This window comes from Micromonospora sp. NPDC049275 (assembly GCF_043197115.1).
GTDB lineage: Bacteria > Actinomycetota > Actinomycetes > Mycobacteriales > Micromonosporaceae > Micromonospora.
Genome location: NZ_JBICSN010000018.1, coordinates 18,827 through 42,804 on the forward strand (window position 1 = coordinate 18,827; position 23,978 = coordinate 42,804).

19 protein-coding genes and 1 tRNA gene are annotated in these 23,978 nt (G+C 70.9%); 16 read left to right on the forward strand and 4 right to left on the reverse strand.

Features of this window, described 5'->3' with window-relative positions; genetic code table 11:
• The first annotated feature begins 21 nt into the window (after positions 1-21).
• From ACGFIE_RS30860 to ACGFIE_RS30875, 4 genes are all read left to right on the forward strand, one after another.
• Complete coding sequence (locus ACGFIE_RS30860) at positions 22-1,179, forward strand: glycosyltransferase family 4 protein (protein ID WP_393301318.1); 1,158 nt, start codon at positions 22-24, stop codon at positions 1,177-1,179.
• Positions 1,179-3,626, forward strand: a complete 2,448-nt coding sequence (locus tag ACGFIE_RS30865; protein ID WP_393301321.1) for a hypothetical protein — start codon at positions 1,179-1,181, stop codon at positions 3,624-3,626. Before ACGFIE_RS30860 ends, ACGFIE_RS30865 begins: the two co-directional genes overlap by 1 nt.
• A 163-nt stretch (positions 3,627-3,789) precedes the next feature.
• Positions 3,790-5,541: a CTP synthase gene (locus ACGFIE_RS30870; RefSeq protein ID WP_363689085.1), complete on the forward strand. Its 1,752-nt coding sequence runs from the start codon at positions 3,790-3,792 to the stop codon at positions 5,539-5,541.
• A 76-nt stretch (positions 5,542-5,617) separates the two neighbouring features.
• Complete coding sequence (locus tag ACGFIE_RS30875; RefSeq protein ID WP_393301324.1) at positions 5,618-6,223, forward strand: NUDIX domain-containing protein; 606 nt, start codon at positions 5,618-5,620, stop codon at positions 6,221-6,223.
• Between the two features lie 88 nt (positions 6,224-6,311).
• Here ACGFIE_RS30875 and ACGFIE_RS30880 read toward each other — a convergent pair whose 3' ends face one another.
• The gene (locus ACGFIE_RS30880) at positions 6,312-6,671 is read right to left on the reverse strand and encodes a TM2 domain-containing protein (protein WP_393301327.1); all 360 of its coding nucleotides are present in this window, start codon (positions 6,669-6,671) and stop codon (positions 6,312-6,314) included.
• A gap of 246 nt (positions 6,672-6,917) precedes the next feature.
• On the opposite strand from ACGFIE_RS30880, the gene ald reads away from it, so the two are divergent.
• The 9 genes from ald (at position 6,918) to ACGFIE_RS30925 (ending at position 15,517) form a co-directional block, all read left to right on the forward strand.
• Positions 6,918-8,033, forward strand: a complete 1,116-nt coding sequence (gene ald / locus ACGFIE_RS30885; protein ID WP_363689089.1) for an alanine dehydrogenase — start codon at positions 6,918-6,920, stop codon at positions 8,031-8,033.
• A 14-nt stretch (positions 8,034-8,047) separates the two neighbouring features.
• Positions 8,048-9,040: a site-specific tyrosine recombinase XerD gene (locus tag ACGFIE_RS30890; protein ID WP_393301440.1), complete on the forward strand. Its 993-nt coding sequence runs from the start codon at positions 8,048-8,050 to the stop codon at positions 9,038-9,040.
• Between the two features lie 181 nt (positions 9,041-9,221).
• Positions 9,222-10,145: a ParA family protein gene (locus tag ACGFIE_RS30895; protein WP_007458526.1), complete on the forward strand. Its 924-nt coding sequence runs from the start codon at positions 9,222-9,224 to the stop codon at positions 10,143-10,145.
• 41 nt (positions 10,146-10,186) lie between these two features.
• Positions 10,187-11,239 carry a segregation and condensation protein A gene (locus ACGFIE_RS30900; protein ID WP_393301330.1) on the forward strand — a complete coding sequence of 351 codons (1,053 nt, stop codon included), beginning with the start codon at positions 10,187-10,189 and terminating at the stop codon, positions 11,237-11,239.
• Positions 11,232-12,218 carry an SMC-Scp complex subunit ScpB gene (gene scpB, locus ACGFIE_RS30905; protein ID WP_393301333.1) on the forward strand — a complete coding sequence of 329 codons (987 nt, stop codon included), beginning with the start codon at positions 11,232-11,234 and terminating at the stop codon, positions 12,216-12,218. The genes ACGFIE_RS30900 and scpB overlap by 8 nt, the downstream gene beginning before the upstream one ends.
• A complete protein-coding gene (locus ACGFIE_RS30910) occupies positions 12,205-12,975 on the forward strand; it encodes a pseudouridine synthase (protein ID WP_393301336.1) in 771 nt (256 codons plus the stop codon). The genes scpB and ACGFIE_RS30910 overlap by 14 nt, the downstream gene beginning before the upstream one ends.
• A 196-nt stretch (positions 12,976-13,171) precedes the next feature.
• Positions 13,172-13,852: a (d)CMP kinase gene (gene cmk / locus ACGFIE_RS30915; RefSeq protein WP_393301338.1), complete on the forward strand. Its 681-nt coding sequence runs from the start codon at positions 13,172-13,174 to the stop codon at positions 13,850-13,852.
• The gene (gene der / locus ACGFIE_RS30920; protein WP_363689099.1) at positions 13,849-15,252 is read left to right on the forward strand and encodes a ribosome biogenesis GTPase Der; all 1,404 of its coding nucleotides are present in this window, start codon (positions 13,849-13,851) and stop codon (positions 15,250-15,252) included. The genes cmk and der overlap by 4 nt, the downstream gene beginning before the upstream one ends.
• 191 nt (positions 15,253-15,443) lie before the next feature.
• Positions 15,444-15,517 (forward strand) — tRNA-Pro (locus tag ACGFIE_RS30925).
• A gap of 113 nt (positions 15,518-15,630) precedes the next feature.
• Here ACGFIE_RS30925 and ACGFIE_RS30930 read toward each other — a convergent pair.
• Positions 15,631-16,812, reverse strand: coding sequence for a tyrosine-type recombinase/integrase (locus tag ACGFIE_RS30930; protein ID WP_393301342.1), 1,182 nt, complete (start codon positions 16,810-16,812; stop codon positions 15,631-15,633).
• 195 nt (positions 16,813-17,007) lie between these two features.
• Here ACGFIE_RS30930 and ACGFIE_RS30935 point away from each other — a divergent pair, with 195 nt between their 5' ends.
• A complete protein-coding gene (locus ACGFIE_RS30935) occupies positions 17,008-17,247 on the forward strand; it encodes a hypothetical protein (protein WP_357371136.1) in 240 nt (79 codons plus the stop codon).
• Here the strand turns inward: ACGFIE_RS30935 and ACGFIE_RS30940 are convergent.
• The gene (locus ACGFIE_RS30940) at positions 17,232-17,501 is read right to left on the reverse strand and encodes a helix-turn-helix transcriptional regulator (protein WP_393301345.1); all 270 of its coding nucleotides are present in this window, start codon (positions 17,499-17,501) and stop codon (positions 17,232-17,234) included. The two genes, ACGFIE_RS30935 and ACGFIE_RS30940, sit on opposite strands and share 16 nt — an antisense overlap.
• Before the next feature lie 458 nt (positions 17,502-17,959).
• Here ACGFIE_RS30940 and ACGFIE_RS30945 point away from each other — a divergent pair, with 458 nt between their 5' ends.
• Positions 17,960-18,409 carry a hypothetical protein gene (locus ACGFIE_RS30945; protein ID WP_393301348.1) on the forward strand — a complete coding sequence of 150 codons (450 nt, stop codon included), beginning with the start codon at positions 17,960-17,962 and terminating at the stop codon, positions 18,407-18,409.
• Between the two features lie 217 nt (positions 18,410-18,626).
• Here ACGFIE_RS30945 and ACGFIE_RS30950 read toward each other — a convergent pair whose 3' ends face one another.
• Entirely contained in the window at positions 18,627-18,791 is a 165-nt protein-coding gene (locus ACGFIE_RS30950; RefSeq protein WP_393301351.1) for a hypothetical protein, read from the reverse strand.
• Positions 18,792-19,368: 577 nt separating this feature from the next.
• On the opposite strand from ACGFIE_RS30950, the gene ACGFIE_RS30955 reads away from it, so the two are divergent.
• The gene (locus ACGFIE_RS30955) at positions 19,369-23,811 is read left to right on the forward strand and encodes a LamG-like jellyroll fold domain-containing protein (protein WP_393301354.1); all 4,443 of its coding nucleotides are present in this window, start codon (positions 19,369-19,371) and stop codon (positions 23,809-23,811) included.
• Positions 23,812-23,978: the final 167 nt, after the last annotated feature.

Consider the following 23,978-nt stretch of genomic DNA (forward strand, 5'->3'; position numbering starts at 1 on the left):
CGGGAACCGGCGGTGGCCGGAATGACGGAAACCAGCGGTTGGCGAGGTTCCGTGGCGCTGCTGCTGGCGTCCAGCACCGGCGGGGTCGGCCAGCATGTCCGCTCGGTGGCGCGCGGGCTGGTCGCGTCCGGTGCCACGGTGCTGGTCTGCGGGCCGGCGTCCACGCAGGAGCAGTTCGACTTCACGGGTGTCGGCGCGCGTTTCCAGCCGGTGGAGATCCCGGCCAGCCCGACCCCGGCCGACGCGCGGGCGGTGCTCGCCCTGCGGCGGGCGCTCGCCGCCGCGCCTGTCGACGTGGTGCACGCGCACGGTCTGCGCGCCGGTCTCGTCGCCGTGCTGGCCCGTCCGCCCGCCCCGGTGGTCGTGACCTGGCACAACGCGGTCCTCGCGGGCGGCCTGCGCGGCGGCGTCTCGCGACTCGTCGAGCGGGTGGTCGCCCGGGGCGCCCGGGTGGCTCTCGGCGCGTCCACCGACCTGGTCGAGCGGGCCGCCGCGCTGGGCGCCGTCGACGCCCGACTCGCCCCGGTCGCCGCCCCGACGCTGCCCGCGCCGCGCCGACGCCGCGACGCCGTCCGCGCCGAGTTCGGCGTACGACCGGAGCAGCCACTGATCGTCTCGGTGGGGCGGCTGCACCCACAGAAGCGCTACGACGTGCTGATCGACGCGGCGGCCCGCTGGCGTACGCGTACCCCACCGCCGGTCGTGGTGATCGCCGGGAGTGGCCCGGCGTACCTGCCGCTGGCCGCGCGGACCTCCGCGGCCCGCGCGCCGGTGACCCTGCTGGGGCACCGCACCGACGTGGCCGACCTGCTCGCCGGCGCCGACCTGGCGGTGGTCACCAGCGACTGGGAGGCCCGGCAGCTGTTCGCCCAGGAGGCGATGCGGGCCGGCGTACCGCTGGTGGCGACCGCGGTGGGTGGCCTGCCGGAGCTTGTCGGCGACGCCGCCGCGCTGATCCCCGCCGGCGACGTGGACGCGGTCGACGCGGTGGTGCGCGCGCTGCTGGACGACCCGGCGGCCCGGGCCGAGCTGGGTCGGCGCGGCGCCGAGCGGGCGGCGACGTGGCCCACCGAGACGGACACGGTGGCAGTGCTGGCGGCCCTCTACGCCGAGCTGGCCGCCCGACCGATCGGTCCGGCGGCTCCCGGCTCCGACGCGCCGATGACGGGACACCGGTGATGCTGCGTCGACTCGCTCCCGCCCTGTTGACAGTGCTCGTGGTGGTGTTGGGCGTCACCGCGCTGGCCGCCCGGCCACCCCAGGGCACCCCGCAGCGCACCGCCGACTTCGTGGTGCTGGTCGGGATCGCCGGGCTGCGCTGGGAGGACGTCGACCAGCAGAGCACCCCGACGTTGTGGCGGATGGCTCAGGACGGCTCGATCGGCTCCCTGTCGGTGCGGTCCGCGCACCGGCCCACCTGCCCGGTGGACGGGTGGCTGACCCTCGGCGCGGGCAGCTTCGCCGCCTGGAACGCCACCCGGCCCGCCGGTGGCTGCCCGCCGGCCGGCGTGGCCGTGGAGCAACCGGACGGGATCGGCGCGAACCTGCCCGACCAGGAGAGCGTGGTCCAGTACAACCAGCAGCGGCTGCCCTGGGGCACCATGCCCGGGTCGCTGTCGGAGTCGGTGCGCTGCTCGGTCGCCGTGGGTCCGGGCGCCGCCGTGGCCGCCGCCCGCCCGTTCGGCCGGGTCGACAGGTACGCCGCGGGTCTGCCCGCCGATCCGCGCCAGCTGCTCGGCTCGTGCGTGCTGAGCATCGTCGACCTCGGCACGGTCGAGGGGACCGACCCGGCGGAACGTGCCGTGCAGGCGCGGGCGGCCGACGCCCAGTTGGCCCGGGTGCTGACCGCCCGGCCGCAGCGGTCGCTGGTGCTGGTCGCCGGGATCTCCGACACCGAGCAGCCGTCGCGGCTGCACGTGGCGGTCGCCGACGGGCCGGGCTGGGAGCGGGGTTGGCTCACCTCGGCCAGCACCGGCCGCGACGGTTACCTGCAACTTGTCGACCTCGCGCCGACGGCGCTGGCCGCGCTGGGCCGGCCGATGCCCGACCGGCTGTTCCTCGGCCGGCCGGCGGTCAGCACCGGCGGCCGCCCGGCCGACCTGATGGAGGCGACGAACGCGCCGGCGAATGCCGACCGGGAGGCGGCCGCCCAGCGGGCCGTCTCCGGCCGGTTCTTCGCCCTGCTCGCCGGGCTGCAGGTGCTGCTGGCCCTGGCGGTACTGCCGTTGCTGCGCCGAGCCCGACCGCACGCAGGCCCGACCGGCCCGTCCCCGGTCTCCGCCCGCGTCGTGGCGGTGGCGGAGTTGCTGCTGGTGGCGGCCGCGTTGACGGTCCCGGCCGCGCTGCTCGCCGACGCCGTTCCCTGGTGGCGGGGCGAGCACCCCGGGTGGATCTTCGCCGGTGTCACGGTGCTGCTGGTCGCGGGGGGCACCGCGGCGGTCCGGTTCGCCCCCGGGTACGCGAGCACCCTCGGCCCGTTCGGCGCGGTGGCAGGCCTCACGACCCTGGCCGTCGGGCTGGACGTGCTCACCGGGTCGAGCCTCCAGCTCAACAGCGTCATCGGCTACTCGGCGTTGCAGGGTGGCCGGTACGCCGGGCTGAGCACTGTCGGGTTGGGGGTGTTCATCGCCGGCGCGCTGGTGACCGGCGGGTGGTTCGCCCAGCGGGTGCACCGCCGCTGGCGGCCCGCCGTGATGGTCGCCGTGGGTGGCCTGGCAGTGGTGGTGGTCGGCAGCCCGTACCTGGGCGCGGACCCGGTCGGCGCGATCGCGTTGACGGCCGGGCTGAGCGTGGCGGCTGCCATCAGCGCCGGCGGCTGGCTGACCATCACCCGACTTGCCTGGGCGACCATGGCCGCCCTGGCCGTCGGCATCGGCTTCGCAGTGGTGGACCTGCGCCGGCCGGCGGCCGAGCGGGGGAGCCTGGGCCGGTTCCTGTCCGCGGTGGGCGACGGCACCGGCGGGTTCACCGTGCACCGGTCCAGCACGGCGAACTTCGAGACGTTGGTGAACAGCCCGTTGACCGTGCTGGCGCTGGCCGGTGGGCTGCTGGTGTGGTTCGTCCTGCTGCAGTCGTGGGGCGGGCTGATGCGGCTGTTCGGCATCTACCCGGCGGTACGGGCCGCGCTGGGCGGCACGGCGGTCGCGGCGGTGCTCGGTGGCGTGCTCGACGGCGCGGCACTGGACGTGGCGGGCGCGGCTGCCGCCCTGGTGGTGCCGATGGCCACGTTGGCCTCGCTGCGGGTCCTCGGGCACGCCGCCGACCGGACCCGGCCGGGCACGGGCCGTGTCCGGGAGAACGAGGCCGACGACGACTCGGGTTCCGGGGGCGACGGTCCGACCGGCGGGGGTGACGGCCCGACCGGTGGCGGTGGGCCGCTGGGCGCGGGCCATCCCCGGCCGATCGGCGGTCCACCCACCGCGCCTCCCCGAGCGGTAGTGCTTCCCCCGGCCCCCGACGACGCGCCCGCGGCCCCTCCGGTGGCCGACGGGCCCGCGCAGCCGCCTCCGGAGCGCCCGGCGGCGGGCGCGGCGGCCGGTACGCCTCCCGCGCCGGCGCAGCGCCGCCCGACGGACACACCGGCTGCGCCGGTCACTCGACCATCGACCGAGGTTGCCGCCTCCTGACCGCCGGGCGTGGACCCGGTGGCCAGGCGCTGTCCCGCCCGGGGTGCGGCCTGCGAGTACCCGCCAGGGAGGTGTTACCGTGGAATCCCGTGGATCGCGTGATCACTTTGCTGATCGAGCACGGCGGTCTGCATGACCGCGACAGACGACACGGGAGCAGGCCTTGGCCCCATCAGCACGGACGACCAGGCACATTTTCGTCACCGGGGGCGTCGCCTCCTCGCTGGGTAAGGGCCTCACCGCCTCCAGCCTCGGCAACCTGTTGACCGCGCGCGGGCTGCGCGTGGTGATGCAGAAGCTCGACCCCTACCTCAACGTCGACCCCGGGACGATGAACCCGTTCCAGCACGGCGAGGTCTTCGTCACCGAGGACGGCGCCGAGACCGACCTCGACGTCGGGCACTACGAGCGTTTCCTGGACCGGGCGCTGTCCGGCAAGGCGAACGTCACCACCGGCCAGATCTACTCCGACGTGATCGCCAAGGAGCGCCGGGGGGAGTACCTGGGCGATACCGTCCAGGTCATCCCGCACATCACCAACGAGATCAAGTCGCGGATCCTCGCGATGGCCGACCCGGACGACGACGGCGTCCTGCCCGACGTGGTGATCACCGAGGTCGGTGGCACCGTCGGCGACATCGAGTCGCTGCCGTTCCTGGAGGCGATCCGCCAGGTCCGCCACGACCTGGGCCGGGACAACTGCTTCTACCTGCACGTGTCGCTGGTGCCGTACCTGGCGCCGTCGGGCGAGCTGAAGACCAAGCCGACCCAGCACTCCGTGGCGCAGCTGCGCAACATCGGCATCCAGCCGGACGCCATCGTGCTGCGCTGCGACCGGGAGATCCCGGTGAAGCTCAAGGAGAAGCTGTCGCTGTACTGCGACGTGGACACCGAGGCGGTCGTCGCAGCCCCGGACGCCCCGAGCATCTACGACATCCCGAAGGTGCTGCACCGCGAGGGGCTCGACGCGTACGTGGTGCGCCGGCTCAACCTCTCCTTCCGGGACGTGGACTGGGCCAGCTGGGACGACCTGCTGGAGCGGGTGCACCGGCCCCGGCACACGGTCACCGTCGCCGTGGTCGGCAAGTACGTCGACCTGCCGGACGCGTACCTGTCGGTGAGCGAGGCGATCCGGGCGGCCGGTTTCGGTCACCGGGCGCGAGTGCAGCTGCGCTGGGTGCCCAGCGACGAGTGCGTCACCCCGGCCGGCGCCGCGGCGGCCCTGGCCGGCGTGGACGGCATCCTCATCCCGGGCGGGTTCGGGGTCCGGGGCATCGAGGGCAAGATCGGCACGGCCCGGTACGCCCGGGAGAACGGCATCCCCCTGCTCGGCCTCTGCCTCGGTCTGCAGTGCATGACGATCGAGGTGGCCCGGCACCTGGCCGGCCTGGACGGCGCCAACTCGCTGGAGTTCGACGAGCAGGCCGCGCACCCGGTCATCGCCACGATGGCCGACCAGGAGGACATCGTCGCCGGCAAGGGCGACCTGGGCGGCACCATGCGGCTCGGGGCGTACCCGGCGACGTTGACCGAGGGCTCGATCGTCGCCGAGGCGTACGGCAGCACCGACATCAGCGAGCGGCACCGGCACCGCTACGAGGTCAACAACGCCTACCGGGACGCGCTGACCAAGGCGGGCCTGCACATCTCCGGCACCTCCCCGGACGGCCGGCTGGTCGAGTTCATCGAACTGGACCGGGATCTGCACCCGTTCTTCGTGGCCACCCAGGCGCACCCGGAGCTGAAGAGCCGCCCCACCCGCCCGCACCCGCTGTTCGCGTCGTTCGTCAAGGCCGCCGTGACGTACTCGCAGGCCGACCAGTTGCCAGTCGACCTGGAGGCCGCGTCGGAGGCCCCGTCGACGCGCAAGGCCGCCCGCAACGGCGCCGCCACGAAGGCGACGTCCGCGTCGTGAGCGAGCGGAGCGAGCGAACCAGCAGGCTCAACAGCGGGGCGCCAGGCGCCGTCGTCGAGCGCGGCGAGGCGACGGCGTGAGCGCGGTCGAGCACCGCTACGAGGTGCGCTCCCGCGAGGAGCGCTACCGGGGTCGGATCTTCGACGTGGTCACCGAGGAGGTGACCATGCCGGGCGGTGGGACCGCGCAGCGTGACCTCGTCCGGCACGTCGGGGCGGTGGCCGTGGTGGCCCTCGACGACGCCGGCCAGGTGGTGCTGATCCGGCAGTACCGGCACCCGGTCGGCCGGCACCTGTGGGAGCTGCCGGCCGGGCTGATGGATGTCTCCGGTGAGGAGTTGCCAGCGGCCGCGTTGCGGGAGTTGGCCGAGGAGGCCGACCTCACGGCCGGGCGGATCGACGCGCTTGTCGACCTGCACAGCTCGCCGGGTTTCACAAACGAGCTGGTCCGGGTCTACCTGGCCCGGGACCTGGCCGACGTGCCGGCGGCGGAGCGCCACGAGCGCCGCGACGAGGAGGCCGACCTGCAGATCGTCCGGATGGCCCTGGACGAGGCGGTCGACATGGTCCTGGCCGGTGAGATCACCAACGCGTCCGCGGTGGCCGGTCTGCTCGCCGCCGCCCGTGCCCGGGACACCGGTTTCACGTCTCTGCGCCGGGCGGACGCGCCGCTGCCGCGCTGAGCGCCGCCACCGGTCCAGCATCGGCAGGGTGTACGGACGAAAGGGGCCCCGCGGTCAACCGCGGGGCCCCTTCGCCGTGTCTGGTCTATCAGTCGCGCAGCGTCCGGCCCTGCGCGTCCGTGCCGCCGTTGACCAGGATCAGGATGCCGTCGATGACGCCCCAGAGCGCGCCGACACCGCAGGTCACGATGCTCACGACGAGTTGGAGAACGGCGATCTTGGTGTGTCCGGTGTAGAACCGACCGGCCCCGAAGGTGCCGAGCAGGATGCCGAGGATGCCCGCGACGACCTTGCTCTTGTCGGAGTAACCCGGGGCGTACCCGGGCTGCTGGTAAGGAGGAGTGGTCATGGGCGGACACACTAGTGATCCACTCGCCCGCTGTCCGTACCGCCACACGGCAGATGGGACGATAATGGGCGAACACTGTCCTGACGGCTGAGGTGACATGGCACCGCCGGCCCGTTCGGCGCCCTGACACTCCGTCAGGTCACCCGGGCACCGGATGCCACTGTGCTGGCTCCCGGCGGGGTCGGGCGCGCCTAGACTGCCGCCGGCGGGACCGGTGGACCGCGGCGGCAATCGGGCCGTCGTGGCGCCGAGCAGTCGGGGGAACCGGTGGACCGTGGCGGCAACGGGGCCGTCGTGGCACCGCGCAGTCGGGGGAACTCAGCCCCGAAGAGAGGTGTCTGCATCGTGAAGGTCGGAATCCCACGCGAGGTCAAGAACCACGAGTACCGCGTGGCGATCACGCCGGCGGGCGTCAACGAGTTCACCCGCAGCGGCCACCAGGTCTTCGTCGAGTCCGGCGCCGGCGTCGGCTCCAGCATCACCGACGAGGAGTTCGCCGCGGCGGGCGCCACGATCCTGGCCACCGCCGACGAGGTGTGGGACACCGCCGAGCTGGTGCTCAAGGTCAAGGAGCCGATCGCCGAGGAGTACCACCGGATGCGCGAGGGGCAGGTGCTCTTCACCTACCTGCACCTGGCCGCCTCGAAGGAGTGCACGGACGCCCTTGTCGACCGCAAGGTGACAGGCATCGCGTACGAGACCGTCGAGCTGCCCGACCGGTCGTTGCCGCTGCTCGCCCCGATGTCCGAGGTGGCCGGCCGGCTCGCCCCGCAGGTCGGCGCCTTCTACATGATGCGTACCGGCGGTGGGCGCGGCGTGCTGCCCGGCGGCGTCTCCGGCGTGTACGCGGCGAAGACAGTGGTCATCGGCGCCGGCGTCTCCGGCATGAACGCCGCCGCCATCGCGCTGGGCCTGCAGTCCGAGGTGCTGCTGCTGGACAAGAACGTCGCCCGGCTGCGCCAGGCCGACGCCATCTACCGGGGGCACCTGCAGACCATCGCCTCGAACGCGTACGAGGTCGAGCGGGCCGTGCTCGACGCCGACCTGGTCATCGGCGCGGTGCTGGTGCCCGGCGCGAAGGCTCCGACGCTCATCTCCAACGAGCTGGTCTCCCGGATGAAGCCGGGCAGCGTGCTCGTCGACATCGCCATCGACCAGGGCGGCTGCTTCGAGGACTCGCGCCCCACCACGCACGCCGACCCGGTCTACAAGGTGCACGAGTCGATCTTCTACTGCGTGGCGAACATGCCCGGCGCGGTGCCGAACACCAGCACCTACGCGCTGACAAACGTCACCCTGCCGTACGCCCTGGAGTTGGCCAACCACGGCTGGCGCGAGGCGCTGCGCCGCGACCCGGCCCTCGCCCTGGGCCTGAACACCCACGACGGCCAGGTCACCTACGGCCCGGTCGCCGAGGCGCACGGCATGAGCGTGCTCCCGCTGGCCGACGTCCTGGCCTGAAGCGGGGTGGCGGTCTGAGTGGGGTCGCGCAGCAGGCCGGCGTGGGCGCGGAGCCCGCGCCGGCCCTGCGCCGTGCCGTCCGCGGCTACCTCGACCACCTGACAGTCGAGCGCGGCCTGTCCGCGAACACCCTCGCCTCGTACCGCCGGGATCTGGATCGTTATCTCACGACCCTGGCCGACGCCGGCGTCGCCGACCTCGCGTCGGTCGGCGCCGGCGTCGTCGAGTCGCACCTGGCCCGACTGCGCGCCGGCGACGACGACCATCCGCCCCTCGCCGTGTCGTCCGCCGCCCGCGCGGCCAGCGCGGTCCGCGGCCTGCACCGCTTCGCGCTGCGCGAGGGGCTGGCCGGCGCCGACCCCAGCCGCGACGTCCGCCCGCCCGCCCCGCCGCGCCGGCTGCCCCGCGCGCTGGGAGTCGACGACGTGGTCCGGCTCCTGGAGACCGCCGGCCCGATCACCGCGACCGGCGACGACGCGCCGCTCGCGCTGCGCGACCGGGCGCTGCTGGAGTTCCTGTACGGCACCGGCGCGCGGATCTCCGAGGCGATCGGCGCCGCGATCGACGACCTCGACACCGACGAGGGCACCGTCCTGCTGCGCGGCAAGGGCGGTCGGATGCGGCTGGTGCCGATCGGCGGGTACGCCGTCGACGCCGTCCGCGCCTACCTGGTCCGGGCCCGCCCCGGGCTGGCCGCCGGCGGCAGGGGCACCCCCGCGGTGTTCCTCAACGCGCGCGGCGGAGCGCTGTCCCGGCAGGGCGCCTGGGCCATCCTGCGCCGCGCCGCCGGGCGGGCCGGCCTGCCGGTCGAGGGCGCCGCGGCGGTCTCCCCGCACACCCTGCGCCACTCGTACGCCACCCACCTGCTCGACGGCGGCGCCGACGTGCGGGTCGTGCAGGAACTGCTCGGCCACGCCTCGGTGACCACCACCCAGGTCTACACCCTCGTCACCGTGGAGCGGCTGCGCGAGGTGTACGCCACCGCCCACCCGCGCGCCCTCGGCTGAACCCCGGCGGCGGTCGGCTCCGACACGCCGGGCCGGTGCCGAACGCCCTGCTGGTCGGTGGCGTACAGTCGGCATCGGCGCGGACCTCCTGGGGCGACACGACCGGGGTGCGCAGCGGCGCCGCGAAGGACGTCGGACGGCTCCGACGCCGGGTGGGTCGTCGGGAGGGGGCAACGAGGACATGGCTGGCAACGGTGACCGTGCCGAGACCTGGACGTCGGAGCTCCGCGAGCAGCAGGCCACGCTCGGCGCGGACCTGGGTCCGGCGGATCCGGCGGCCTACACCATGCGCAAGCCGATTCCCGAGCCGATGCCCACCGATCGGCACGGCCCGGCGCGCATCATCGCGATGGCCAACCAGAAGGGTGGCGTCGGCAAGACCACCACCACCATCAACCTGGGCGCGGCCCTCGCCGAGTACGGCCGCAAGGTGCTGCTCGTCGACTTCGACCCGCAGGGCGCGCTCTCGGTGGGCCTGGGGGTCAACCCGCACAACCTCGACCTGTCCGTCTACAACCTGCTCATGCAGGACGACGTGATGGCCGAGGACGTCCTCATCAAGACCGACGTCGCGGGTCTGCACCTGCTGCCGGCAAACATCGACCTCTCCGCCGCCGAGATCCAGCTCGTCAACGAGGTCGCCCGGGAGATGGCCCTGGCCCGGGTGCTGCGCTCGGTCCGCAAGGAGTACGACTACATCCTCATCGACTGCCAGCCCTCACTGGGCCTGCTGGCGATCAACGCGCTGACCGTCGCGCACGGTGTGCTCATCCCGCTCGAATGCGAGTTCTTCAGCCTGCGCGGCGTGGCGCTGCTGCTGGACACCATCGACAAGGTCCGTGAGCGGCTCAACTTCGACCTGGAACTCGAGGGCATCCTCGCCACCATGTACGACAGCCGCACCACGCACTGCCGCCAGGTCCTCCAGCGGGTGGTCGAGGCGTTCGGCGACAAGGTCTACCAGACGGTCATCACCAAGACGGTGAAGTTCCCCGAGTCCACCGTGGCCGGTGCGCCGATCACGACGATGGACCCGGCGTCCTCCGGGGCGCGCAACTACCGTCAGCTGGCCCGCGAGGTGATCGCCGCCCAGTCGGAGCGGTAGCCGGAACGCCAGGTGCCCGCCTCGTGGACTACGGTCGTCCGGTGACCGCGCCACCCCTCGACCCGCCGGCCGGCCCGCACGAGGTCGCCGCCCCGACGGTGGCCGCCGAGGTGGCCGCGGAGGTCGACGGCGTGCTGACGACCGACGCGGCGCTCACCGACGCCGCGCCCGCCGCCGAGACGTCCGGCTTCACGGTGCGGCTGGCCAACTTCACCGGCCCGTTCGACCTGCTGCTGCAACTGATCGGCAAGCACAAGCTCGACGTCACCGAGGTGGCCCTGCACACGGTCACCGACGAGTTCATCGCCTACATCCGGGCCATGGGCGACAGCTGGGACCTCGACGAGGCCAGCGAGTTCCTGCTCATCGCCGCGACCCTGCTCGACCTGAAGGCGGCCCGGCTGCTGCCCTCCGCCGAGGTGGAGGACGAGGCGGACCTGGCCCTGCTGGAGGCCCGGGACCTGCTCTTCGCCCGGCTGCTGCAGTACAAGGCGTACAAGGAGGCGGCGGCGCACATCGCCGAGCTGGAGGCGGTCGGGGGCCGGCGGTATCCCCGGGCGGTCAGCCTGGAACCCCGCTACGCCGAGGCGCTGCCCGACCTCGTGCTCGGCATCGGCCCGCAGCGGCTGCTGAAGCTGGCCGTGCGGGCGATGACGCCGAAGCCCGTGCCGGAGGTGTCCATCGCCCACGTGCACATGGTCCGGGTCAGCGTCCGCGAACACGCGGCGATCCTCGCCACCCGGCTGCGCCGGGCCGGCACGGCGACGTTCTCCCTGCTGTGCGCGGACTGCGAGGCCACCCTGGAGGTGGTGGCGCGGTTCCTGGCGCTGCTGGAGCTGTACCGGGAGGGTCTGGTGGCCTTCGTGCAGGAGCAGGCCCTGGAGGAGCTGACCGTGCGCTGGACCGGCCCGGTCGACGGCGAGACCGACCTGCACGTCGACGAGTACGCCGGCACCCCCGCCGACCCCGAGCAGGTGCTGGTTCCGGGGTCGGAGTCGGACGGCTCGGAGTCGGAGTCGGACGGGCCGGAGTCGGCGGGGGAGGCCCGAGGGCCGGGCGGGACGGGAACGACGGAGGGTGAGCGGGATGAGTGACGAGGAACGCGGGGACTCCCTGGCCGACCAGGCTGCCGCCTGGGTCCCCCCATGGAACCGCCCCCGCCCGCCAGCCCCCACCGCCACGACTCCCGAGGCCGACGAGGCCGCCGTGGTCGACGAGGCCGACGAGGCCGCCGAGGCCGCCGTGGTCGCCGAGGTCGACGAGGCCGTCGCCGTCCCACCGTTGGCTCCCAGAGATCTTGGTAGCGAACTGCCCCTCCAGGGGCCGGAATCGTCCAAGATCTCTGAGGAGTCGGTCGAATCGCTTGAGCCCGGTGAGGTTGACGCGGTCGGTGAGGTGATCCCGCCTGCTGGGGCTGGGGCTGGGGCTGGGGCTGGGGCTGGGGAGTCGCGGGCTGGGGGCGTACCTCGGCGGGAGGGTGTGGGGCGGCGGCGGGTGACGGTTGTGCCGGAGCCCGCGCCGGAGCTGCCCGACGCCGAGCTGCGCGGCGCGCTGGAGGCGATCCTGCTCGTCGTCGACGAGCCCGTCAGTGAGCTGGTCCTGGCCCAGGTGCTGGAGCAGCCGGCCGAGCGGATCGGGCCGATGCTCGACGAGATCGCCGCCGGCTACACGGCCGCCGGGCACGGGTTCGAGCTGCGCCGTGCCGCGGGCGGTTGGCGGTTGTACACCCGGCCGGAATACGCTACGTACGTCGAGCGGTTCGTCCTGGACGGGCAGTCCGTGCGGCTGACCCAGGCGGCGTTGGAGACTCTGGCCGTGGTCGCGTACAAGCAGCCGGTGACCCGGTCGCGGATCTCGGCCATCCGGGGTGTCAACTGCGACGGCGTCATCCGTACGCTTGTCACTCGCGGCCTCGTCGAGGAGTGCGGCGCCGAACCGGACAGCGGGGCGTTTCTCTACCGGACGACCACGCTGTTCCTGGAGAAGCTCGGGCTGAACACCGTCGACGAGCTGCCACCCCTCGCACCCTTCCTGCCCGACGACGTAGAAGAGCTTGCTGATGCGACCCGATAACCGTTCCCCGAAGTCCGACGCCCCCGTCTACGAGGGGGCGGAGCGCCTGCAGAAGGTGCTCGCCGCCGCCGGCGTGGGTTCCCGGCGTGCCTGCGAGGACCTGATCTTCCGGCGCCGTGTGACGGTGGACGGGCGTGTCGCCAAGCTCGGCGACAAGGTCGACCCGGCCACCTCGGTGATCCACGTGGACGGGGAGCGCCTTCAGGTCGACATCCGCCTGGTCTACGTGGCGATGAACAAGCCGCGCGGCGTGGTCACCTCCATGGCTGACGACAAGGGCCGCAACGAGCTGGCCGAGTTCATCGGCAACCGGGTGGAGCAGCGGGTCTACCACGTCGGGCGGCTCGACGCGGACAGCGAGGGCCTGCTGCTGCTCACCAACGACGGCACCCTCGCGCACAAGCTCATGCACCCCTCGTACGAGGTGCTCAAGACCTACCTCGCCGAGGTGGTCGGGCCGATCCCGCGCAACCTGAGCAAGCGGCTGCTGGCCGGCGTCGAGCTGGAGGACGGGCCGGTCAAGGTCGACTCGTTCAGGGTGGTGGACACGCTCGGTAAATCCGCCCAGGTGGAGCTGAGCCTGCACGAGGGGCGCAAGCACATCGTCCGACGGCTGATGGAGGAGGTCGGGCACCCGGTAACCCGGCTGGTGCGTACCGCGATCGGGCCGATCCGGCTGGGTGAACTGCGCACCGGGCGGATCCGGCGGCTGACCAACGCGGAGGTCGCCGCCCTGTTCCACGCGGTGGGTGACTGACCCCCGAGTTCGGGGTACGGCTGCCGGTAGGCTCGCGACGGCCGGTTACGCGGCCGCCGGAGGTGGCGTGGGTCGCCTCGGGCGGCGTCGCGCGTGGGTCCGCCACGGACCCCGGGCATGATTGACGACGATTGACAAACCGCTTGCGGCGCCAGAGCACCGGGCGATCCGTGAGGTACGGGCTGAGGAGGACACGGTGGAGGAAAACGTACGGGCCGGGCGATGTGTGGTCGCTGTGGACGGGCCGTCCGGTTCGGGTAAGTCGACCGTGTCGAGGCGGCTCGCCGCCGGCATCGGTGCGCGCTACCTCGACACCGGGGCGATGTACCGGGCGATCACGTGGGCCGTGCTGCGCTCCGGCGTGGACCTCACCGACACCGCGTCGGTGGCCAAGGTCGCTGGCGAGGTCAAGCTGCACATCGGCACCCACCCCCAGGGGTACGCCGTGAGCGTCGACGGCGTGGGCGTGGACGCGGACATCCGGGGCCCGGAGGTGACCGGGGCGGTCTCCGCCGTCGCCGCCGTGCCGGCCGTTCGTGAGCTGCTGGTCGCCCGGCAGCGCGAGATGATCGCCAACGCCGGTCGGATGGTGGTCGAGGGCCGCGACATCGGTTCGGTCGTGGCGCCGGACGCCGACCTGAAGGTCTTCCTCACCGCCTCCGAGGCGGCCCGTGCCGCCCGGCGCAGCGCCGAGGACGCCGCCGACGTGGCGGCCACCGCCGCCGACCTGGCCCGCCGGGACCGGCTCGACTCGACCCGCAAGGTCAACCCGCTGGCCCAGGCGCCGGACGCCGTCGTGCTGGACACCACCGAGCTGGGCATCGACGAGGTCGTCGCCCGGCTGCGTGAGCTGCTCACCGAGCGGGGAGTGGCATGAGCGAGGGGGCGGGATGGGTCGAGCTGCGCGAGCCCGACGTCATTCTTGAGGAGCCGACCGGCCCGCAGCCGGTGGTGGCCGTGGTGGGCCGCCCCAACGTGGGCAAGTCCACACTTGTCAACCGGATCATCGGCCGCCGGCAGGCGGTCGTCGAGGACGTCCCCGGTGTGACCCGCGACCGGGTGCCGTACGACGCGCAGTGGAACGGCCGGTCGTTCACTGTCGTGGACACCGGCGGTTGGGAGCCGGACGCGAAGGACCGGGCGGCGGCCATCGCGGCGCAGGCCGAGACGGCGGTGGTCACCGCCGACGTGGTCCTCTTCGTGGTCGACGCGATGGTGGGCTCCACCGACGTGGACGAGGCCGCGGTGAAGATGCTGCGGCGCAGCGCCAAGCCGGTGATCCTGGTGGCGAACAAGGCCGACAACACCGCCATCGAGATGGAGGCCACCTCGCTGTGGTCGCTCGGCCTCGGCGAGCCGTTCCCGTTGTCCGCGCTGCACGGTCGTGGCTCCGGTGACCTGCTGGACGCCATCCTCGCCGCGCTGCCGGAGGCCCCGGCGATCGTGGAGAACAGGCCGCGTGGTCCGCGCCGGGTGGCGCTCGTCGGTCGGCCGAACGTGGGCAAGTCCAGCCTCCTCAACCGGTTCTCCGGCGAGGAGCGGGCAGTCGTCGACTCGGTCGCCGGCACCACTGTGGACCCGGTGGACAGCCTCGTCGAGATCGGCGGCCAGACCTGGCAGCTTGTCGACACGGCCGGCCTGCGCAAGCGGGTCGGCAAGGCCAGCGGCACCGAGTACTACGCCAGCCTGCGTACCGCCGGCGCGATCGAGGCCGCCGAGGTGGCCGTGGTCCTGCTGGACGCCAGCGAGCCGATCAGCGAACAGGACCAGCGGATCCTGACGATGGTGACCGAGGCGGGCCGGGCGCTCGTCATCGCGTTCAACAAGTGGGACCTGGTCGACGCCGACCGCCGGTACTACCTGGACAAGGAGATCGACCGGGAGCTGCGCCGCATCCCCTGGGCGATCCGGCTGAACCTGTCGGCGATGACCGGCCGCGCGGTGGACAAGCTGGCCCCGGCCCTGAACAAGGCCCTCGCCAGCTGGGAGACCCGGGTGCCGACCGCGCACCTCAACCAGTGGCTGACCGCGCTGGTGCAGGCCACCCCGCACCCGGTGCGCGGTGGTCGCGCGCCGCGCATCCTGTTCGCCACGCAGGCCGGTGTGGCGCCGCCGCGGTTCGTGCTCTTCACCACCGGTCCGCTGGACGCCGGCTACCAGCGCTTCGTCGAGCGCAAGCTCCGCGAGGAGTTCGGGTACGAGGGCAGCCCCATCGAGATCTCCGTACGTCCCCGCAAGAAGCTCGGCCCCGGCGGCCGTGGCAAGGCGCACGGCTGACCTGTTCTGCTCGTCGAAATGCCGGATGGGCCGTCGCGGTCCATCCGGCATTTCTTCACCCCACCCTCCTAGGACGCTGTAGGGGGTGTGTGGTGGTTCGCGGCTCGCACGACCCGGGTGGGGCCTGTGCGGACGGCCGGCAGACGCTGCGCTAAGCTGTACCGGCTGCCGCGGGGGAAACCGCGCGGGGGCGGGACGTGGCGCAGCTTGGTAGCGCACTTGACTGGGGGTCAAGGGGTCGTCGGTTCGAATCCGGCCGTCCCGACAGAGTTTCGGCAGGTCAGAGGCCTTGATTCACTTCGGTGAGTCGGGGCCTTTTGCCGTTTCGTCTCACAATTTCTCACGTACGCCCGTACTGCTGAATTTCGGGTGCTCAAGTCACCCGAACAGGCCTGATTCGAGGTGCTCGGCCGCCACCTTGAGGTGGCTGTTGTCGGGGTGAACGTAGACCCGCTTGGCGAGGGTGCCGCCGTCCGCGTGGCCGGCCCAGGCCGCCAGCACGACATCGGGCACTCCGGCGCCGGCGAGGTAGGTCAGGCAGGCGTGCCGCGCGTCGTACGGCCGAACCTTGCGGATCCCGACCTTGGCCATCAGCTCATACACCCGGCGGCGGAGCCAGTCGGTGCGCTGCGGCTGGCCGAGTTCGTTGACCAGGACGTAGCCGCTCTCGACGTAGGCGTTGCCAGCCTTCAGGCGTTCCTTCTTCTGCAGGGTGTGGAACGCCTTGAGCGCCTTCGTTACCGTCGCGGGCATCGGCAGGCCGCGTTTGCCAGCCGCCGACTTCGCCTCCTTCTCCTCGATCTCACCGTCGACGAGCGTCCGGGTGTTGTCCCCGGCCGCGATCGTGCCGGCCTCGAAGTCGACATCGGACCACCGCAGCCCGCACACCTCGGCCGGTCGGAGGCCCATCAGCGACAGTAGGCAAGCGGCGTACAAGCGTTCGCCCGTGATGCCGGTCAGGAACGCCTTCACCTCTTCCTGGGTCCAGGGCTTCCGCTCAGCCTGTGCCTCGGCTGCGGCCTTCGCGGCAGCCCGGGGGATTGCCACGAACGCCGCGACGTTGCGCACCACGAGCTGGCGGCGAACCGCCACGTTCAGCGCGGTTCGAAGGCGGCCGAGCGTCAGGCGCACTGACCGGACACCGAGACCCGTTCCCGGCTTGCCACCACGTTTCCGGCCCTCCGTCAGCATCCAGTCGATCAGAGCCTCGATGTCGGCCTCGGTGACGTCCTGGAGTGGCTTGTTGCCAAGGCGGGCGCGGACCGGCAGCAGCGCATCGCGGTAGTTGGCGGCGGTGGCCTTCTCGACATCGCGGGTGGCGGATGCCAACCACTCGTCGAGGAAGTCGTTGACGGTGATCTTGCCGGGTTTGACGTATGTGCCGCGGTCGGTCTCGTGCTTGATCCGGGCGTACTCCGCCTTGGCCTCCTTCCTGGTTTCGAAGGTGTACGTCCGCTGGTCCCGACGCCCGTCCGGCTTGCGTCCGACGTCCAGGACGAACCGGTAACGGGTCTTGCCGCTTCGAAGCGTGATCTTCTTGATCGGGTCCGAGGTGCTCATGCTGCTGCGCCTTTCGTGGAGGGGGTTTTCGTCGGGGTCTGCGACGGGGAGGATGCGTCTTCAAATGGTACCGAAAAGTGGTACCAAATTCGGGCCCCGGCGTCCGACTCATGGCGGATGGCGATAGGCGATGTGAGATGTGGGACCCTCGACTCGTCATGCGGCCGTTCGATCTGCTTGCCGAGGAGTTGAGGTATGCCGCGACAGCGCCCTGTCGCTGACAACCTGCCGCCGTTGCCGGCGCGGGAGAAGCGGGATCAGCAGGTCAAGATCAGGCTGACGCCGTCGGAAATGGAGAAGTTGGGTGTGCTGCGGCCCGACCTGACCCCGCCCGGGATCGTCGCCTTGCTCGTCGACGATGTGCTCACCGGCCGGTACCGGCCGGCATGGGCTGCCACTGCGCCAGACGAGGATGGACCTCAGCGATCGGCGTAGCGCCGCTCTGTCTGTTCCGGACGATCATCACGGACAGTCGTGAGCTGTCGGTCGACGCCGACGAGCCGGAGCAAATCTGCCGTGCGCACGCGGTACGAGGTTCCAATCCGAAGTACCGGGCAGGGGAAGGCGTTGCTCTTTGCCAGGTCGTAAGCCTTTGTGCGGCCAACTCCGAGAGCGCGGGCGGCGGTCGCCAGGTCGATCATCGCAGGAAGCTGCAGTAGCTCGTCCTGGTTGAAACTGCTAGTTGTCATCACCCTGGTCCTTTGGTCGAGGGGCGGACGCCAGGGGGCGTCTGGCTGGAGAGGCACCGTCTGGCATGCCTCGACACGACCATCCGGTCTCGGTGTTGCTTGGGCCGCTACCCGTTCCTGGTAGCGGCGTTCCCGGGAGCGCCGGTAACACGAGTTGCATTCCAAGGTCGGCCGTGCTTCCTCGCTGGTCGGGCCGTTCTGTCCCTGGCCTTTAGTCGTCTTGTTTCGTGGATCTGCCGACGATTCCGAATGGCGCTGACCGTTGGCGCCGCCTACGGGCTGCGCAGGCATCAGACCGTTACGGCCGTCGTCGAACTACTGGGGGCGCGTGCCTCGGAAACAGCAGCCAACAGGCCGGGTGCCGGCGTGACGCCGCTTGGCAGCGGTCGGGAAACGCCTCGTCTGAAACCTGACGCCGGTGCGGTAGCAAACGGGCTGCCACCGGTGGAGGTGACGGGATGACGAAGCGCGTCGACGGCGGGTTTGGATGCAGTTGGCGCGACGATGCTGCGCCCGACATGGGTCTCGACGCTCTGGGCGGTTGGGTGCTCGATGTTGGCGCTCTGGTCGCGTTCGCGAGGTCGGACATGTTCGTCAGCGCCCTGGTCGCATCGTGCCGTCGGCGCGGGCAGACGGTGCTGATCTGCGACACGAGTCTCGCTGTGGCCGCGCAGGCGGTACCCGAGCAGCACGACCGTCTCGTGAAGCTGTGTCAGGAGCCGAACACGTGGCTTGCGAAACTCGCCGCCGCTGACAGTGACGCGGTAGCGGCTCTCCTGCCAGCAGCCAGCGGGGACATCGGACTTGCCCAGGTGGTCTACGAGGCCGCACGACGCGGCTACGCCGTTCTCTCGGATCGGCGCGCCGTGTTGGCGATCGATGGATCGCTGCTCGTTGAGGCTGCTTAGCGCGGACCTTGTCCAGTTCGGGATACGCCTCGATCGGCTCGACTCGTCGCACAGCGTCGTGTCCGGCCGGCAGGTGTGGGCCGGACTACCCTGCTGCCGGGGGACCAAGCGGTCGGTCGGGCTGTGCGGGCGGTGGGGCCGACGGGCGACCCCGCATCCCTGTTCGGCGACCGTCGGCATGCTTACCTGCTCGCGAAGAGATCGGCTTAGACCATCCTCATTGGAGTGGCAGTGGTGCGGCCGGGCGTACCGCCGTGAAGTCGGCGTGCTCGTACCGGGTGGCGGAGAGAAACAGCAGCCACTCCTCACAGCCCTGCCACGGGTAGAGGTCGGAGGCTTCCAGGCTCCACCAGCGTGGCCACCCATATGTGTCTCGGCTCACTTCATCTCCTGATCCGCGCGCCCCAGCACGTCCGCCTCAGCAAGGCGTCGTGGCCAGATTTACGCCGATTGCAGACACATCTCTTCGTCGCGTAAGGGGCCAACCGTTCAGGCTGACCCAATCACGACGAAAGCATTTTTTCGATCACCGTCCGGAACAGTGCAGAAGCCGCGGACGGGTTGGTAGGCGCTGTCGGTGGCACTACTCGCAAGGATGTAGATCACGGTCGGATAACGATGGCGGCCGGCGTGCAGCCCTCACCATTCGTTGGAGGCAGTCAAGCACCCTCCATTGGGGACTGACCCTCGGTGATCTTGGCTGCTCGCCGGCCGATGTATTTCGGGCTTTCCACGTCCAGCGACTGTCGGCGACGTGCTTGGAGCTGATCATGGGTCTTAGTGATGGGTCGATGCCGGGGTCTGCGATGCACTAGCGTCCGGCTCCACTTGATCAACCATTTTCAGGAGCCGTTCAGTTGATGCGTCACGTGCGCGTCCCCGCCCGGTCGCTGTCGACCCGGCCAGGCGTGAAAAATGCAGATGAGAGTCGGTGGCGGTGGCGGCTGCGTACCGCTGTCGTGGCGACCGTCGCCGTCACTGGCGCGGTCGCCCTGTCGGTCGTCGCCGAGCCTGCGTCGGCGGCGCCGGCGGCGCCGAGCTGCGACAGCCTTGCTGCCGCCGAGTCGCAGGCGCTGGAACTCGCGGCCGCCTGTGATCGCGCCGTGGTGGTCGACGCTTCACGCACGGAGTACACGCAGGTGGTGGCGCAGCCGGACGGACGGCTTCAGCTCGAGTCCTCCGTGGTGCCGCAGCGAACCCACCTCTCGGACGGCTCGTGGGCAGACGTCGACCTGACCCTTCATGCAGGTGAGGACGGGCTGCTGCGCCCGATGGCATCGGTGGCCGACGTCGCCTTCTCCGCCGGTGGCGACACGCCTCTGGTCACCCTGACCCGGGCCAGCAAATCGATGCAGTTCTCCTGGCCCGGCCGGCTCCCGAGTCCGGTGCTGAGCGGCGACTCGGCCACCTACCCGGCCGTCATGCCGGACGTGGACCTGGTGGTCCGCGCGACTCCCACCGGCTTCACCCACGTTCTGGTGGTGCGGTCAGCGAAGGCCGCGAAGAACCCGGCCCTACGCGAGGTCGCACTGAAACTCGGCGGCGACGCGAAGCTGTCCCGCGCCCACGACGGCTCCTTGCAAGCCGTCGCCGGCGGAGCCCCGCTGGCGCAGGCGGAGCCGGCGATCATGTGGGATTCATCGGCTGGGAAGCGCCAGGCCGCCCAGGATCGGGCCCGGGAGGCCTCCAGCGCGAGGGCAGCAGGGGACGGAGCGCGCACCGCGAAGGTCGCCACCCGGGTGGCCCAGGATGGCGGACTGCGGCTGGTTCCAGACGCCGTGCTGCTCGACGCGCCGAGCACCAGCTTTCCGGTCTACGTTGACCCGGCCTGGTCGGTGGCCCGGTCGAAGTGGGCCTACGCGACCAGCGACGGCTGCACCAACACTGACTACACGTATGCCCGGGTGGGCTACAGTCCGGAAGGCCCCTGCGTCGGCTCCCGGTTCCGGTCGTACTTCGAGTTCCCGACGACCAGCGGCTCGATCTCGCTCAAGGGCAAACACATCGAGTCGGCGTATGTACAGATGAAGCTCCGCCACTCGTGGTCATGTACCGACACCTCCGCGCATATGTACCTGACGCCGGTCATCAACGCGACGATGAAGGCGTCGTTCTCAACGATGACGCTGAAGACGTGGCTGGACAGCGCGGCGGGGCACGCGAACAAGGACACGGGCTGCTCGGACTCGCCGCAGGACGACATGTACATGAACTTCAGCGGCTCGAACGTCACCACCCAGACGCAGACGGCGGCGACGGGCGGCTGGCCCAGCCTGACCGTGGGCTTCTGCGCGTGCAATGACGCCGGACAGTACGAGACCTCACAGGACCGTTGGAAGAAGTTCTATCCGGGCAGCGCCAAGCTCGTAGTGGACTACGACTCGATTCCGGGTAAGCCGACCGGCCTTCAGGTCGCCGGGGTGGCCTGCCTGGCGAGCGGTTCGGTCACGATCGGGACGACGGCCCCGACCTTCTCGGCGGTCTACCCGGACGCCGACTCCGGTCAGACGCTGACCGGCACCTACCAGTGGATCGAGGTCCCCGCTGGCGGTATGAAGACGGTGACTGACACCTACCCGACGCGGAAGACAGCGCCGCCCACGGCGCCGGCGAGTGCGAACGGGCGGGCCACTACCGCCGCGGTGAACGGCCTGGCCAATCACACCTACGCGTTCAGGGTGACGGCGGTCGACCCGGCACCGTACTCGCAATGGAGCGGCTGGTCCTCCACGTGGTGCCAGTTCTCCATCGACACCAGCGTGCCGCCGGCGCCCACGATCACGTGCGGCGGTCTCCCGATCGAGCAATGCCCTGTGCCCGGTCCGGGGGAGCCGATCACCTTCACCCTCTCGTCTACCACCAGCGACGTGACGAAGTTCCGGTACAGCTGGACCGGCCCGCCCGGCACCCCGCACACGCTTCGGTCGTACGCCGGTGACGGGGCTGGAGGCTTCAGTTCGAGCTTCACCACCCCGCCGGGCCTGTGGGATACCGATGGGACCGTGCTCAGCCCCGGGGATATGGACGGGGACGGCAAGCCGGATGTGATCTTCCGGCGATCCGGAGACGCGAGCCTGCACCTGGTGCGCGGTAACGGCACGGGCGGCTTCTCGGCTGACCCTGAGGAACTCGACGCCGGCAACTGGTCGACTGCCCAGTACCTCTTTTCGCCGGGTGACTTCACCGGCGACGGCAAGCCGGACCTCCTCTACCGGGACCAGCCCACTCAGAACCTGTTCATGCGCCGCGGCACAGCTGACGGCGGCCTGGAGGCCACCGCTGTCCAGGTCGGCACCGGCTGGTCGTCGGCGACCTGGATTTTCTCACCTGGCGATTTCAACGGCGACGGCAAGCCCGACGTGCTCTACCGCAAAGCGGACGGCAGCCTGATGATGGTCCGCGGCAACGGCACCGGCGGCTGGATCACGGGCCTCGCCGAGACCATCGGGGCCGGATGGAACGGCGCTGCGCTGTTCGGCAAGGGTGATTTCTCCGGCGACGGCAAGACCGACATGCTCTACCGGATCAACTCCACCGGCGAGACGAAGCTGATCCGGGGTAACGGGACCGGAGGCTGGTTGGAGTCGACTGGCGTGCTTAAGGGAACGATCCCGACTGGGGGAGCGATCGTTGTGCCGGGTGACTTCTCCGGCGACGGCAAGAAGGACATCCTGGTCACCATCCCGGCAGCACCGAACTACGGCGAGGTGACCGCCAGTGGCACCACCACCAAAACCGCATCTATCACGGTGAACACCTACAAGTATGGCAAGAACATCTTGTGGGCCCGGGCCGTCGACAGCACCGGCAACCTCGGCGCCGCCGTGTCCACGAGTGTCACCGTCCCCAGACGCTCGGAGGCGGTGGCACGCTGGCGTCTCGAGACCGACCCCACCCGTGCGGAGGCTGAGGTCGTAAAGGACAGCCAGCCGTCGCTCGGCGACACCGATAGCGCGGGCCCGCTGGAAAAGGTGACCGATCTGAGCCCGACCAACGTGGCTTGGCAGTCCGACGCGCATCTGATCAGCGAGAAGTCCGCCGCGTTCAACGGCACCTCGTCGACGGCGACCACGGCCGGTCCGGTCATCTACACCACCGACTCGTTCAGCGTCGCGGCCTGGGTCCGACTGGCGGCCGTACCGTCCAGCGACATGAAACTGGCCATGCAGGAGGGCGTGGACGCGGCCGGTTTCGAGCTCGGCGTACGGCAGGAGGGTTCACCGCTCAAGCCGTACTGGTCGTTCGTGATGAAGGACACCCCCACCCAGTCCAGCACCACGCGCCGGGCCATCGCCACCGTCCCGATCACCGCGGCCGACACTGGGCGCTGGGTTCACCTGGCTGGGGTCTACGACAAGCTCGCCGGCAAGCTGCGGCTGTACGTGGACGGGACGATGGTCGACGACGAGGACCGGGCCGTCGCACCGTGGTCGGCGGCGGGCCGGTTCGTGGTGGGCCGCAGTGCGACGAGCGGCGGAGTGGCCGGCGCCTGGTGGAACGGCAACATCACTGATGTGCAGGTCTTCAACCGTGTGCTGGTGAACGACGACTTCACTGGGAAGTTAGGGTCCGACCCGGACTCCGGGGGAGTGGATGAGCCAGGGGTGCTGTCCGCGACCGAGGTGGGGCGGTGGGACTTCAACACCGCCCACCCATGCCACCTGCAAGATTTACGTGACAACTGTGACGCCTCCGACGGGACAGGTTTCGCCCGGTGGCTGGCGCTACAGCGGGGTGTCTCCGTGGAATCGGGCAACCGGGGCAACGGCCTCTACCTGGACGGGTACTTCTTCCCTGACGAGAACCCGGAACCGGGTGCCACCCAGGAGTGGGCGCATTCGGCCCGGCTCACCGGATGGACCGATCCGGACATCGACGGTAACGAGTTCTCCCTTTGGCAAGCCGCGCCGGTGCTACGGACCGACCAGTCGTTCACGGTGTCGGCCTGGGGCTACTTGGACAACACCACCCTCAACCAGACCCTCATCTCCCAGGCCGGCAACCACGAGTCGGGTATGTGGATCAAGTACGACCCGACGAAGGAGAAGTGGGTCTTCATGGTCACCCAGGCCGACGACACCGCCGCGGCCCAGACAGCCACCAGCTCCACCCAGGACGCGCAGGCCGGGGTGTGGACCCACCTGGCCGGCGTGTACGACGCGGGCCGCAAGCAACTGCGGCTCTACGTCAACGGCGATCTGTCCAGCTCTGTGGCCGTCTCGCAGCCGCCGATGGCATCCAGCGGGCCCCTTCAGGTAGGGCGCACGCTCTGGCACGACAAACAACTCGACTACTGGCACGGCGGCGTAGATGACATTGGCGTCTACCAGGGCGCGATGAGCAACGTCGACGTCAAGAAGCTCTACGAGTCGCAGCTATACGACGACCCGGAGCAGCCGTAGGCGACCGGTTCGAGGACAGGCCGGGCGGTGGGATCCCAGGACGAAGGTCTCCGGATCCCACCACCCCTCTCGTACCGAGACTTCATGGCCGAACGGCGGTGTTCACATTCGGCATCCCCCTACCCATTTGCCGACAAGGGACCGCGCCTGGTGCCCGCCATTTGCTC